Source organism: Anabaena sphaerica FACHB-251 (assembly GCF_014696825.1).
Lineage (GTDB): Bacteria > Cyanobacteriota > Cyanobacteriia > Cyanobacteriales > Nostocaceae > RDYJ01.
The window spans coordinates 109,225-124,002 of record NZ_JACJQU010000009.1 but is presented as its reverse complement, the minus strand read 5'-3'; the positions used below and the strand labels follow the sequence as shown (position 1 = coordinate 124,002).

Annotated in this window: 12 protein-coding genes; 9 read left to right on the top strand and 3 right to left on the bottom strand. The window is 40.7% G+C overall.

The window, feature by feature from the left end:
- Positions 1–31 precede the first annotated feature (31 nt).
- The 4 genes from H6G06_RS16190 (at position 32) to H6G06_RS16175 (ending at position 4,297) form a co-directional block, all read left to right on the top strand.
- Positions 32–1,642, top strand: coding sequence for a general stress protein (locus tag H6G06_RS16190; protein WP_190561888.1), 1,611 nt, complete (start codon positions 32–34; stop codon positions 1,640–1,642).
- A gap of 113 nt (positions 1,643–1,755) precedes the next feature.
- Entirely contained in the window at positions 1,756–2,211 is a 456-nt protein-coding gene (locus tag H6G06_RS16185; protein ID WP_190561886.1) for a BON domain-containing protein, read from the top strand.
- A gap of 471 nt (positions 2,212–2,682) precedes the next feature.
- Positions 2,683–3,126, top strand: a complete 444-nt coding sequence (locus tag H6G06_RS16180) for a CAAD domain-containing protein (protein WP_242039715.1) — start codon at positions 2,683–2,685, stop codon at positions 3,124–3,126.
- 763 nt (positions 3,127–3,889) lie between these two features.
- On the top strand, positions 3,890–4,297 hold the full coding sequence (locus tag H6G06_RS16175; protein WP_190561884.1) for a hypothetical protein: 408 nt from the start codon (positions 3,890–3,892) through the stop codon (positions 4,295–4,297).
- On the opposite strand, the gene H6G06_RS16170 is transcribed toward H6G06_RS16175, so the two are convergent.
- On the bottom strand, positions 4,294–5,268 hold the full coding sequence (locus H6G06_RS16170; protein ID WP_190561882.1) for a YegS/Rv2252/BmrU family lipid kinase: 975 nt from the start codon (positions 5,266–5,268) through the stop codon (positions 4,294–4,296). The genes H6G06_RS16175 and H6G06_RS16170 overlap by 4 nt on opposite strands.
- Before the next feature lie 635 nt (positions 5,269–5,903).
- On the opposite strand from H6G06_RS16170, the gene hemC reads away from it, so the two are divergent.
- The 4 genes from hemC (at position 5,904) to H6G06_RS16150 (ending at position 10,569) form a co-directional block, all read left to right on the top strand.
- Positions 5,904–6,872: a hydroxymethylbilane synthase gene (gene hemC, locus H6G06_RS16165; protein WP_190561880.1), complete on the top strand. Its 969-nt coding sequence runs from the start codon at positions 5,904–5,906 to the stop codon at positions 6,870–6,872.
- A 103-nt stretch (positions 6,873–6,975) separates the two neighbouring features.
- A complete protein-coding gene (gene glgA / locus H6G06_RS16160; protein ID WP_190561878.1) occupies positions 6,976–8,418 on the top strand; it encodes a glycogen synthase GlgA in 1,443 nt (480 codons plus the stop codon).
- 497 nt (positions 8,419–8,915) lie between these two features.
- Positions 8,916–9,779 (top strand): M23 family metallopeptidase, encoded by an 864-nt coding sequence (locus H6G06_RS16155; protein ID WP_190561875.1) that lies wholly within the window; start codon positions 8,916–8,918, stop codon positions 9,777–9,779.
- Between the two features lie 187 nt (positions 9,780–9,966).
- On the top strand, positions 9,967–10,569 hold the full coding sequence (locus tag H6G06_RS16150) for a peptidoglycan-binding domain-containing protein (RefSeq protein ID WP_190561873.1): 603 nt from the start codon (positions 9,967–9,969) through the stop codon (positions 10,567–10,569).
- 80 nt (positions 10,570–10,649) lie between these two features.
- On the opposite strand, the gene wecB is transcribed toward H6G06_RS16150, so the two are convergent.
- On the bottom strand, positions 10,650–11,762 hold the full coding sequence (wecB, locus tag H6G06_RS16145) for a non-hydrolyzing UDP-N-acetylglucosamine 2-epimerase (RefSeq protein WP_190561871.1): 1,113 nt from the start codon (positions 11,760–11,762) through the stop codon (positions 10,650–10,652).
- 284 nt (positions 11,763–12,046) lie between these two features.
- Positions 12,047–12,418, bottom strand: a complete 372-nt coding sequence (locus tag H6G06_RS16140; RefSeq protein WP_190561869.1) for a hypothetical protein — start codon at positions 12,416–12,418, stop codon at positions 12,047–12,049.
- A gap of 749 nt (positions 12,419–13,167) precedes the next feature.
- On the opposite strand from H6G06_RS16140, the gene H6G06_RS16135 reads away from it, so the two are divergent.
- On the top strand, positions 13,168–14,481 hold the full coding sequence (locus H6G06_RS16135; protein ID WP_190561867.1) for a type IV pilus twitching motility protein PilT: 1,314 nt from the start codon (positions 13,168–13,170) through the stop codon (positions 14,479–14,481).
- The last annotated feature ends 297 nt before the right edge of the window (positions 14,482–14,778 follow it).

Here is a 14,778-nt window from a genome sequence, read left to right as displayed (position 1 = left end):
TGTTGCTGTTGCTGTTGGAGGAACATTAAGTATGATTACAGGTATACATAAACGCGCTGTAGGCGTATTTCCCGATCGCCGTGATGCTGAACAAGCGTTGCATGAATTAAGAAACTCAGGCTTTCCGATGGAAAGAGTTTCTGTGATCGCCAGACATAACGAAGGCAGAGACGATATTGCTGGTCAGAAAGTGCATGAAAAAGTTGGTGATCAGGCTGAGGAAGGTGCAACAACTGGAGCAGTTTCTGGTGGTGTTGTGGGTGGTATAACTGGTTTATTAGTTGGACTGGGGGCTTTAGCCATTCCGGGAATAGGTCCAATCATGTTGGCTGGAGCCACTGCAACTGCTTTAGCTACAACTCTTGCTGGTGCTGGTATTGGTGCAGCAGCTGGTGGTTTAATTGGTGGTTTAATTGGTTTAGGAATTCCTGAAGAAAGAGCCAAAGTTTATCACGGAAGAGTCGAGAGAGGTGAATATTTAGTTATCATCGATGGAACGGATGCAGAAATTGCTAGAGCCAAAGAAATTCTTCATCGCTGGAGGATTGAAGAGTTTGAAGTTTATGATCAACCAGATGGTAAACAGCCAACCAGAGATGTTATTCATCAGGATGTAGCTGTTCATAGAGATGTGCCTGTTCATAAAGATGTAACTGTTCATAAAAATGCAATTGGTTATTTTTCACGCTTACAAGATGCGGAAGCGGCTATTAATGAGTTAAGAAATGCAGGTTTTCCCTTGACCCAAATTGCTCTAATTCACAGAGAGCCTCAACAGAAGAATGCTTTTAGTGGGATTCCTGTGAGCGATCGCTTCGAGTCTACTCGTTTCAATATTTCCGAGCAGCACACTCGGTTCTACAACGAAAGCATCCATCAAGGAAACTATATCATTATCGTTAGTGGTACAGATGCTGATATCAATCGTGCAGCTGCAATTCTCAACCGACATGGGATTAAACAGTGGCAAGTGTACGAATCAAACGGTCATGTAAATGCACCTTTGCAAACCACTAAAAGAGCGATTGGTGTATTTTCCCATCGCCGGGACGCAGAAGCAGCACTGGGAGAATTACGAAGTGCTGGTTTTCCCATGAACCAAGTTTCCCTGATTGCCAAAGATATAGACAACGGTGGACAAAGGCATCAAGAAATAGGTAATCAAGCAGATGAGGGGCTAAAAACGGGTGCTGCTACGGGTGGCGCTCTTGGTGGTTTAGCTGGTTTATTAGTCGGTTTGGGAACTTTAGCAATTCCTGGAGTCGGACCTGTAATGGCTGGTGGTGCTGTAGCGACTGCATTGGCCACAACTTTAACAGGTGGTGCTGTAGGTGCAGCAGTAGGAGGTATTGCAGGGGGATTAATTGGGTTAGGAATTCCTGAAGAACGAGCGCGAGTTTATAACGATCGCTTCCAAAGAGGCCATTACTTGGTGATTGCTGATGGCACAGAAGCACAAATTCACCATGCTGAAAGAATTCTTCAAGGTTTGGGAATTGAAGAATTTGCTATTTATGATGCTCATGATGTCAGCGAGCATCAACCTAGTTTTGAACCAGTCCGACATACGGAAACCGTTCGCAGTAATTTTGCCGGAGAACCTCCAGTAGTTATTGTTGACCACCGCGAAAGAACGGTTTAATTCCCATTTAATTTCACCCAATCTGAGGAGCAAGAATAGCAAAATTTTGCTCCTAGCCACTTCTTTCCAAGAACACAACAATCATTTCCACATCTATATCGAGAAATAAAGCAATGAAAAAGCTAACCTCATTCTTAATTGGTTCCCTTTTACTTTTTACCGTGGCTTGTGATAATACATCTAAAACGGCTGTGACCGCACCTGACCCTGGAGAAGTACCAGCATCTCCAGCAGCCGACACAACACAAGCTGCTAAAGAAGATGCCCAAAGTGAACTTCGCAGAAAACAACTCAATGCTGATATTCGCGCCCGTGAAGAACGGAATTTGGTGGCTGGTGATCCTACAGATAGAGCCACTGGAGATTTAGCCAGTGAAGTCAGATCTAAATTAGAAGCTAATATTCCTGGTGGTCAATTAACAGTTAATGCGGCTGAAAATGGCACAGTTACCGTATCAGGAACTGTTAATAATCAGGATCAGTTAGCTAAAATTGAACCTTTGAGCAAAGAAATAAAGGGTGTTACAAATGTAGTTGTTAAGGCTTCTGTTGTACCACCGACAAGATAACGCTACTAACAATTAATATCTCTAAGTTGATGGACATAAATAGATGTTGATCAACCAGAGACACTAATCCAGATAAAAACTGAAATATTTTTGACTGGGGAATCTGAGTCTATACTGTTATAGGTATCAGAAAATAGGCTAAAAATCCTGGAATCAAAACCTAAAAATTTCTTGGATTTTTAGGTTTTGATGTCTTTTAAGCTTGAGATGTACGCGGAGTCTTCCCGCAGAGTAAGCCAACAGAGGCGTAAATACATCAACGATTTCATGGTAGTATAGCTTTACTCACTGAATACGGTGAAAAACCCGATAAAAAAGTAAAGGCAACATTGAGATTAAACTCAGTGAAGCTATGAGAGGTGGATTGACTACACCTTTAAGAGTCCGTTTCTGTGCTGCTTAAGAATTCCTTACCTTTAGGTGAGGGAAAGGTCAATCACGTCCAGTCATTTATTAACACTGTTGTGCCAAATGGCAAACATTATGGAAATTCAACAACAGCAATTAGAGTCAGCCAATTCCGTCTCACCACAAGGGGTATTATCCCTTGAAGGTACAGAAACTGGTAATTTGCCAAAACTACCGCCTGCTAAAACTCCTACAAGCCAATGGCAACGAATTAGCAGACAACTTATTGACATCTTAGACCAACTTCCAGATTATCTAGGTAGTTTTTTTGCCAAAAATCAGCAAGCTATCTTAACGATTGTTTTAATTTTGTCTGCGTTTGTTACTGTTAAGGTAGTCATCGCCATCCTAGATGCTATTAATGGTGTGCCGTTACTAGCTCCCATTTTTGAGATAGTTGGTATATTCTATGCCATCTGGTTTACTTTCCGTTATCTCATCAAAGCTGAAACTCGGCAAGAATTAACTCAGAAGGTTAGTTCATTCAAACAACAACTTTTAGGTTAAGAATTTTCACAACTATTAAGATAAATTTATTCATTTAATGTGGGGTTGCTATTGTCTACCCGACATTTTTTATTATAAGTTATCAGTCAAACTAAAACAGGGGTTTTCAGAAGCATTATATAGGAATCCGGTTTGATTCCTGAATTTACTCGTAGAGGTAGGGAATAGGGAACAGGGAACAGGGAACAGGGAACAGGGAATATAAGGTGTACTGAGTTTGTATGGCTACGCCACGCAAGCTATCAAAAATCAAATAGTAGTCCTATAGCAGTTCTTATGCTCGTGAGGTACAAAGTTTTTTAGTTTTAGGGAACAGGAAACAGAAAAAACTCATGTTTAAAAACATGATATTGAAATAATGATACTGTTTTTTGAGATGCGTAGCACGAAAAAAACATCTTTTTTTTGACTGAACTTTAAACTCAGAACTAAAGTTTCTTATCTGTTCCCTGTTCCCTGTTCCCTGTTCCCTGTTCCCTTTTTTTGTAATTATAAAGGTACAAAAAAACCGTAGACGCGGATCGGCTTCTCGAAGAGTAGTATGTAACGAAAGTAAATTGCCCAAAATCTCTTCCCTCTAGCCTTTTACCTCTTGCCTTGTCACAACGAGAATTTTAAACCCCTGCCTATTTGTATCTTAAGATAGATAATTTCAGTTAGTATGTCTCCTTAATTCACTTCTTAAGATAGTTTCTTTATATTCAAAAAAACACTAATCTAGTTTTCAAAGTTCTTGTGAACATAATTAAAGAGGACTAAATTTATGGCTAATGAACCAGTAATAAAAGCAACAGATTCTACTCATCGCGTTGATGCTGATAAATATGATCGGGGAATTATTCCAGCGGAAACAGCAGCACGTCAAGCCAGAGAAGCAGACAACTATAAAACACTTCCTACAGAAGAAAAGCTCTCAAATGCGACCACTGATGACCAAACAAATGCGGAGAGCATACGCACTACAGATGGTTACACTGTGGATAAGGAAGGCTTGTTAAATAACTATCCAGTTGAACCAGAAATGTATTATGAAGTTCCAGGTGATGCTAGGAAAAAAATCTCACAAGATACCGCAGAACGGTTGGAAGAAATGAGGGAAGTAAATGAGGATAAGGAAGGTCAGTTGACAGACAAAGAAGACAGACGGGGCAAAGGACCAGGAATGATTTAGTTATCTGGAGATGAGTGTTTTATTTCCACAGTTAAGTTAGGCAGTCCCTCTAATTTTTCTGTTGGAATTTCTTCTTTTACAAATGGAACAAAAATCTTTAGACCTGCTGGTATACACTTAATTTCCACAGGAGTTGTGCCGACTATTTCCCCATCTATAACTACTTTCTGCTGTGGGTCAGTTGTGATTTTAAATTGTTTGGCTCGCAAGTAACCAATGTCATTCCTTTCAACTGGTGTACCTGAAGAAGCGGTTTGAAATAAATGAAATGTGGCAGCGATCGCACCTGTTTTAGTCGCTGGTGCTACAATCGTTAAATCTAACAATCCATCATCAAAAATAATCCCCGCTGGTCCTTGGGCTAAAACTGAAGTGGGAGGTGCAGCATTAGCTACTGTCACCGCTGAAGCAATAGTTTTAATTATCTTATCTTCTGTTTCAATCTCCACGGCAAATCTTTGTAAATTTTGCAGTTCTTGAATTCCTGCCAAGATATACGCCATCATCCCAAAGCGATTCTTAGCTTCCCTGTTTGCTTTTTCTACAGTTTCTGCTTCAAAACCAATACCTGCCAATAATACCATGGGCCGATCATTGCAAGCGGCTACATCTACTGTCCAGATTTTGCCTTGTAAAATTGTTTGACAAGCGGCATCAATTGTATCAGGAATATTTAAAGCTGTGGCAAAAGCATTTGCTGTTCCCCGTGAAATAATACCGAAGGGTATATCAGTATTAATTACTGCTTCCGCTGCTGCTGATAATGTACCATCTCCTCCAGAAGCAATAATCGCTTCTACTCCCCTTTCCACTGCTGCACGTGCGAGTTCGTCAGCATCTAGTTCTTCGGTGGTTAGATAAATATCTAAATCAATTTCTGGTTCTAATATTGACCTAATCTGAGCTAGTTCTAATTCTGGATCACCCTGACCCGCAACTGGATTAAAAATAAGACAAGCGGTACGATTCATGGGTAGGAAATAATAGGGTTAAGGAAAATACCAAGTTATTCTTAGCATACCTATAAAATTTAAACTTCTCTCCAAGGTATGTCTTACCTCTAGTCTAGTAAATTTTTTAGCCTGCCATTTCTTTCATTTTCTCCCGAAATTCCAGCGCCGCACCGAAAGCATCATCTGCTACTACATATTAAACCAAGATTTGCAAATCTAAATTTGGCAGTAACTCACTTTGTGAAACCAGTTCATAACTTTGATCACGCAGATGATAAATGGCAAATTGATTATTTTGAAAAAACCAAACTTCCCACACACCCAATCTTTGATAGACTTATAATTTATCAACTCCCCCAATGGTGATTATAACCTTGGCAATATCAGGAACTTCCTTTTCTGTGCCTATACAATAGGATTCGTCAAGTTCTACTTCTCCTCTTTTTGCTTGTGTACGGAAGGTTGTACAACCCAGGGGAAAATAACGAATGCATCTGCTAGTGCATATTCAGTCAAGCTGGCAATTTTGTAAATAAATGTAAAGCAATTCTCCCATAAAATCCTTTGTCATCAGTCTTATATAATCCAGTGCGTCACTCCCTGCGGTAGTCTAGATAAATGTGAATTTACCGCCTGGTTTGACATATAGTTTTATGACTTCAGTTTCTAGTCCTCCCCGCACTATTCGTATTGGTTCACGTAAAAGCCAACTTGCTCTAGTTCAAACATACTGGGTAAGAGAGCAACTTGAGAAAAACTTTCCTGATGTGACTTTTGAAGTCCATACCATGTCTACCCAAGGCGACAAAATCCTGGATGTAGCATTGGCCAAAATTGGCGATAAAGGATTATTTACCAAAGAACTGGAATTGGGAATGATCAATCAAGAGATTGATTTTGCGGTTCATTCTCTCAAAGATCTGCCTACTAACTTACCAGAAGGTTTAGCACTAGCAGCAATTACAGAACGGGAAAACCCAGCTGATGCGTTGGTATTGCATGAAAAACACAAAGGCCAGACTATCGACACTCTGCCAGAGGGTGCTGTGATTGGTACTTCTTCTCTGCGAAGATTGGCACAGTTACGCAGTCAATTTCCCCATTTTCAATTTAAAGATGTGCGTGGGAACTTAATTACACGCATGGAGAAACTGGATAAAGGTGAATATGATGCTTTGATTTTAGCGGTAGCTGGTTTAGAAAGATTGGAAATGAGCGATCGCATTCACCAAATTTTACCCGCAGAAATTTCTCTCCATGCCGTTGGACAAGGCGCTTTGGGTATAGAATGCCGTGCGGATGATACCGAACTCATCACCATTCTCAAAGCCATTGAACATCCACAAACACGCGATCGCTGTTTAGCAGAACGCGCTTTCCTCCGCTCTTTAGAAGGCGGTTGTCAAGTACCCATTGGTGTAAACACAGAAGTAGTTGGTGAAAATTTAACACTAACAGGTATTGTAGCTAGTGTAGATGGTCAAAAACTGGTGAAAGATACTGTGACTGGCTTGGCTAAAGATGCCGAAAAAATAGGCACACAACTAGCAAACACCTTGCGACAACAAGGAGCCACAGAAATTCTAGAAGCAATCTTCACCGAAATCCAACGTGGTTCATAAGGTGACTGGGGAGATGGGGAGATGAGGAGAAAATTCTGAACCTGTTCCCTGTTCCCTGTTACCTGTTCCCTTCTTTTCCAATTCCCAATTACCAATAAATACCATGCGGATTCTATTTGTTGCAGCTGAAGCTGCTCCCATTGCCAAAGTAGGTGGAATGGGTGATGTTGTGGGTGCATTACCCAAAGTCTTAAGACAAATGGGGCATGATGTTAGGATATTCTTGCCTTACTATGGCTTTCTACCCGACAAGATGGAGATTCCCTCAGAACCTATTTGGAAGGGATATGCCATGTTTCAGGACTTTGCAGTTTACGAAAGTGTTCTGCCTGGTACTGATGTTCCTTTGTATTTATTTGGACATCCTGCTTTCACTCCCCGCCGCATTTATGGTGGAGAGGATGAAGATTGGCGGTTTACCTTATTCTCCAATGGTGCAGCGGAATTTTGTTGGAATTACTGGAAGCCAGAAATTGTCCATTGTCACGATTGGCACACAGGAATGTTGCCCGTGTGGTTAAACCAATCCCCAGATATTACCACCGTATTTACCATTCATAACCTGGCTTATCAAGGTCCGTGGCGTTGGTATTTGGAGAAAATTACTTGGTGTCCTTGGTATATGCAAGGTCACAATACCATGGCTGCCGCCGTGCAGTTTGCTGACAGGGTAAATACAGTTTCCCCCACCTATGCAGAGCAAATCAAAACCCCTGCTTATGGTGAACAAATCGAAGGTTTGCTATCCTTTATTGGCGGCAAGTTATCAGGGATTATCAACGGTATAGATACTGAAGTTTATAACCCTGCCAATGATAAATACATCACTCAAACTTTCACCACCGATACCCTAGACAAACGCAAAGCTAACAAAATTGCCTTGCAAGAAGAAATGGGGTTAGAAGTTAACTCTGGTGCCTTTTTAATTGGCATGGTGAGTAGGTTGGTAGAACAAAAGGGTCTGGATTTGGTTTTGCAAATTCTTGATCGCTTCATGGCTTATACAGATGCCCAGTTTGTTTTGTTGGGAACAGGCGATCGCTATTATGAAACCCAAATGTGGCAGTTAGCATCCCGCTACCCTGGCAGAATGGCAACTTACTTACTTTATAATGATGCTCTTTCCCGTCGCATCTATGCTGGTACTGATGCCTTCTTAATGCCTAGTCGTTTTGAACCTTGCGGTATCAGCCAAATGATGGCTTTACGTTACGGTTCTGTACCTATTGTCCGTCGTACAGGGGGATTAGTAGACACAGTAACCCACTATGACCCCGTAAATAACGCAGGTACAGGTTATTGTTTTGACCGCTACGAACCTTTAGATTTGTTTACCTGTATGATTCGGGCTTGGGAAGGTTTCCGTTTCAAACCCCAATGGCAAGAATTACAAAAACGGGGTATGAGCCAAAACTTCAGTTGGTATGAATCTGCTAAACAGTACGATAATCTCTATCGCTCAATGTATGGTTTACCACCACAAGAAGAAGAAGAAACAGCACCAGCACCAGAGTTAATTTTAACTGAGGCTAATGGTAAATCCTAATTAATAATGTAGAGACGTTAGCGCCAACGTCTCTGCAAAACGTTAACTAACTTAAACTTTCAGGATCAACACCTAAACTCTTTAACATTTCTGCTAATTTGTGGGCTTTTTCTTCCCTGATTTTGAGAATATATAGATATCCGAATTTCTGTATAATTAAACAATTATGAGATCATGTAAATCTTGTTATTTTAGTAATTCAAGGCTTTGGATTCTACTTACAGGAAGATGATCAAAAACAGAATGTGGTGGAAAATAATGATGTGCAAAAAATAAAACTCTATATACTTGTATATATGGGCGCACAGATTCTCATTATAATAAAAGTATAATCTCTGGTAACAAATTTGTCAAGAGGTGAATCATAAATAATACAGTTGACGATAAAATTTAGACACAACAAACTTTTAACCCTGTCACCTGGGATAACGGTAACAATTTTCCTGATGTTAGCTGAGTGATGCTGAAACAGCAAATAAAGAACTCTAGAGTTTTTTATGAAAAAAAATACTCTTTCTCGGTTGTGTACTTATAGTTTGATTGGGTTTATCTCTTTAACATCTGGTTTAAGTACCACTACATCTGCGTCACCTCAGACAGTCAAAGCTTCCCCAGTTAAGCAAACACCCTTACTTGGTATTAACCTAATCTGGCCTACTCACGGCATTGTTTCTCAAGGTTTCCGCAAACATCGACACGAAGGAATTGATATTGCGGGTGCTATTGGTACTCCTATTGTTGCGGCTGCATCTGGTACAGTAGTTAAAGCTGGTTGGGATGATTGGGGTTTAGGTAATTTTATTGAAATCAAGCATCCTGATGGTAGTGTGACAGTCTATGGTCACAATAATCGTTTGTTAGTTAGCAAAGGTCAAACGGTTACTCAAGGCCAAGTGATTGCAGAAATGGGATCTACAGGTAATAGTACAGCCCCTCATTTACATTTTGAATTTTATCGAGATCGTCGGTTAGCAGTTGATCCTATGCGACTTTTATCCTCCTCAACCACTGCCAAACTACCATTAGATAAACCTGTTTCACCTTCACAACCAATTCCCGTAACTATTGCACCTGTAAAAGCTGATGCTGAATGCGCTGGGATGACAGTGATCACAGGCGAGACTGCAAAAATTCGTGTTCAAGTCTGTGAAGAAAACGGTCAACTGTTTTACATTGGACAATCAAAGCAAGATACCAGCAAACCTGTCAAGATAGCTGCTTGGAATGTTGGTACAAACAAATATCGCGCAGATAACGGTTCTTTTTCATACTTAGTTAGTCCAGAAAAGGTAGAAGTATGGCGGAATGGTAGTCAGATTCGTTCTGATAGTTTTGATACTTTCGATAACGCTGGCAATTAAAATTACTGTTTAGTTCAGTAAGTTATGATTTCGTTAAAAATACGGTATTGTGACAGTTTAAAGGGCGGTATATGGTGTCAACAATTCTGCTAATTAAAGAGTATAAAATACATCTGGATTAAATCTAGAAAAAAGCAACATCACTGTTTGCAATATCCCAAGTATTTACATAAAGGAGCAGAAAATCATGGAATATATGGCTTATTCCTATATGTACATGGCTAATGAAGAGACTCCCGTTAATGTGGAATTGAACCTACCTAAATTGCAATTTAATTGGCAAAAATTACTGAAGTCTTCTGCTTGGTTGACTTTAGCTGGTGTAACTGTCTTGCTGGCTGCGGCTTCCCAAATGCAGCAAGCTTCAGCAGAATACGTCAGAACTAATGGTAATTGTTTATATATCCGCAGGGGTCCTAGTGCTGGTAATTCATCTGTAGCTTGTGTACCTAACGGCACAAACATTGGGAGTACAGGAAATGTAACAAATGGTTTTGCTCAAATTACTTCTGGACGTTACCAAGGATATTATGTTGCGGAAAGATGGCTGGGTATGAATCCGGGGACATCTCATGGTCGTCCTGGTACTGGTGTTGGTGGTCGAGTTTTGCTAAGACAGGGAGCTAGAGGTGAGCGAGTCAGAGTCGTTCAAAGAGCTTTAGGGATAAGAGTTGATGGTGTTTATGGACCAAATACTGCTTACCAAGTCCGCAATTTTCAAAGAAGAAATGGTCTACTTGTAGATGGTGTAGTTGGTCCTTCCACTCGCAGGGCTTTGGGTATTAGTTAGTGGGAATAGGTGAGAGGTGACAGATAATAGGAAATAGCGAAGCAAAGTTTTTCCAATCACCAATCACCAATTACCAATTACTAATCACCCATTCTCAAATAATTTCTCACAATTTCCAAAATACGTTCTGCTGCATGACCATCACCAAAGGGGTTAATTGCATTAGCCATTGCTGTATATGCTTCTGGGTTACTAAGTAACTCACTTGCAGCTGCAACAATACTTTCAGTTTCGGTTCCTACTAATTTAGCTGTACCTGCGGTGACTGCTTCTGGTCTTTCTGTGGTGTCTCTAAGAACTAACACAGGTTTACCGAGACTGGGAGCTTCTTCTTGTAAACCACCGGAGTCTGTTAATAATAGGTGCGATCGCCCAATTGCCCCTACTAATTCAGCATAATCTAATGGTTCTGTCAAGAAAATTCGCGGATGATCACCTAACAGATGCTGTAACGGTTCTCTAACGGTGGGATTCCTGTGCAATGGTAGTAATAAGGCTGTATCAGGAAACTGATTTAAAATTTGTAAAAATGATTGAGCGATCGCTTGCAGTGGTTCACCCCAATTTTCCCGACGATGCACTGTGGCCAAAATAGTCCGATATTCACCCCAGTTTAAATTCGGTATATCACAAGCTGGGTTAGTTGCAGCCACATTCAACAACGCATCAATCACCGTATTACCCGTCAGGTGAATTTCCCCCAACACACCAGAAGCTTGCAAATTCTCCACCGCGAGGGAAGTAGGAGCAAAATGTAACTGCGTGATTTGGGAAATTAACCTTCTATTAGCTTCTTCTGGATAAGGGTTAAATAAGTCATCAGTTCTTAACCCTGCTTCAACGTGACCGACAGGAATTTTTTGATAAAAAGCTGCCAAAGCTGCTGCAAAAGCAGTTGTCGTATCTCCCTGGACTATAACTAAATCTAGCTTTTGTTCTCTAAATAAAGCTTCTAAACCTTGCAAACTCCGACAGGTAATATCATTCAGAGATTGTTGTGGCTGCATAATCTCTAAATTGTGATCTGCCTTGAGCTTGAACAGTTGCATTACCTGTGCAACCATCTCCCGATGTTGTCCAGTGAGAATGACCTGCACTTCCAAATCTGGAGAACTTTGGAAAACCTGAATTACTGGTGCTAGTTTAATGGCCTCTGGACGAGTACCTAAAATAATGCCAACTTTTTTAGTCATTAGTCATTAGTTATTAGTCATTAGTCATTAGACATTAGACATTAGACATTAGACAACTGACAACAATTAAAAAATAAAAAATAAAAAATAAAAAATAAAAAATAAAAAACTTCTTCCTGTTAAGAGTTCCCTGTTCCCTGTTCCCTGTTCCCTGTTCCCTAGTCATTAGACAACTGACAACAATTAAAAATTAAAAAACGTCTTCCTGTTAAGAGTTCCCTTAAAAATGAAAAAACCCGGCTTAACCGGGCAGATGCACTGTTTGTCGAATTTAGCAATGTTAACTATTTGAGTTCACAAGTTAAAGGACAAGCAGCATAAATGGTGGACTGCACTTTGTCTGCTTCACCATGCAGCCAGCTTAACCATTTAACTTCTTTGGGATGAACACCTTTAGAAGTTAGTACACCAGCCACGATCAAAACTGTCAGAACGTTGAACATTATTAAACCACCTGCTACCAGCAACACTGCACTCACAGGCATTACAGATTGCAAGATAATCGACAACAGGCATCCGACCGTAGCCATAACAACAACCAATGGAAAACCGACAACCAACAGACATACTGCCAATGTGAAAGTCCAGATTAAAAAGCTTTTAATCATCAACAAGGAGTAGGTCTTCCCTTGATTAGAGCTTTGAGCCGAAACCATGACTTTTCCTCCCAAATTACACAGCAAAGTTTAAAGTTGAATTTCAGTTGTGGCTCGCTGTTTACGAGTTAACTGTTTTGATTCAGTGAAATCCAGTATATAGAAACCTGCGGGAAAGATGAGCATTTCTTTACTAAACTTTACACTTAATTTTTTGTAATTATGAATATCAAGTCTAATACCCGTTTCTGGAGTCAGTCTTGGTTGAGCCTATATCTTGAGGAATAGACCCTTGTGGATAGAAGAAGCAAAAGCTGATCCCCAAAACCTATGTCTCACCTTGCTTAACATTTCTTATAAAAATTAGGATTGCTTCTCATAATTCTCCAACAGGGCTGGAAAAATTATTTGCTAATGATTTTGTTGGGATTTTGAGGTGAAATAGGCAAAATATTTCTCATTTAGAGTCTTATAGCTGTAGCCAGGATAATTAGGACATGATTAGTCCTTGAAACCAGAGAATAACAAGGGTTTTACTCTTGCCTATTGCCTATTGCCTCTTGCCTTCTGCTATAAAATTCCCCTAGCTTAGATTTAAGCTGTTATGAAGTACGGTCTATTGCTACAATATTTGCGTAATGCTACTGAAGATTAACCTGTGTAAAACAAGGTTATATTGATTAAAGAATTTGTATATAACTGATAAATCCTGGAATTAGCAGCGAAACAAAACACATATGGTGTTTTCTGTAGTTCACCAGGAAATTAATTCTTGATCTAATTTTTTGCCTACCCAAGTTGAAGATAATATGACAGAATCTCAATCTCGCAATCTACCACCAGTACCACCTGCACCACCAGCGCCACCAGCCCCACCTGCACCACCAGCCCCACCAATGGTAACATCTGTTACACAACGCAATACTACACAACTGTTGCAGATACCAGCAGAGAGGAGAGCTAATTCCCCTACGAACAATGCACCACCACCACCAGGGGCAACGCAACGTCCAGTGGCACCACCGCCAATGTCAAATACTCCAGCTACTCCTCCAAAGCCTTCGGGATTAACCTTATCACAGTTGATTCATGAAGCTTTTGAGCAGGGATTTTCTGACGTTCACGTGGGTATAGGTGAAATACCCCGCTTCCGTAACAAAGGAGAAATTCAAACAACGAATTATCCAGAAGTTGATAAAGCTACTTTTATCAATTGGTTGCGGGAGATCATGACAGATGCAGAAATCCAACGCTTTCAAGACAATCTGGAATTTGACGGTGCGACTCAGTACGAGTTTGCCCGTATACGGATTAATGTTTTTGACTCCCTTCGGGGCTATGCAATGGTGTTGCGGTTAATCCCGTTAAAAATATTATCAATGGATCAATTGAGATTACCGCCAGTTTTTCGGGATATTTGCCATTATCACAAAGGGTTGATTTTGGTGACTGGCCCCACTGGTTCTGGTAAATCCACGACGATGGCGGCGATGGTTGACTACATTAATAGAGAGATGCCCAAGCACATCATCACCATTGAAGATCCAATTGAATTTGTCCACCAAAGTCGCAAGTCTTTGGTTAAGCAGCGGGAAGTCGGAATGCACACCCGCAAGTTTGACAATGCCCTGAAAGCAGCCTTGCGGGAAGACCCGGATTTAATTCTGGTGGGGGAAATGCGGGATAAAGAAACTGTGAATACTGCTCTAAAAGCGGCACAAACTGGTCACTTGGTGATGGGAACATTGCACACTAATAGTGCGGTGAAAACTATTGAACGGATTCTCAATTTGTACTCTGGTGACGAACAGGATGCAATGCGGGTGGCAATTTCTGAGTCTTTGGTGGCAGTAATTGCCCAGGGTTTGTGCCGCACGACCGATGGCAAACGAGCAGCTTTCCACGACATCCTGATTAACACTGAGGCTGTCAAAGAATGGATTAAAGATGGTAAATATGATGAAATTACGGAATTGATGAAACAAGCCAGCTTTGATGGCATGATTACCATGAATCAGTCGCTATTCAATCTTTATCAAGAAGGTCGCATTACTGAGGAGACAGCTATTGAAATGTCTCCAACTTCTAATGAAATGCAGCAATTCCTCAGAGGTCGTGTTTAATGGGTAATTGGTGACAGGAGGCAGGAGGCAGAAGGCAGAAGGCAGAAGTTATTAATTTTGACTTTTGACTTAATTTATCACCCCACCTTCCCTGCTTCCCCATCACCTCACCTCCCCTGCCTCACAGGGGTAGGTTTTTAATATTAACTGTGAAGGCAGGACTAGGAAGACAAGGATGGAAGGTAGACAAGGAAGATTTGATACGCACAATGGTATTTTGACGTACTGTTCTTGTTACCAAGAGAATTTGATTTGGTACGGTTTTCCTCCCTTATCCACTGTCCTTCCTTGTCATCC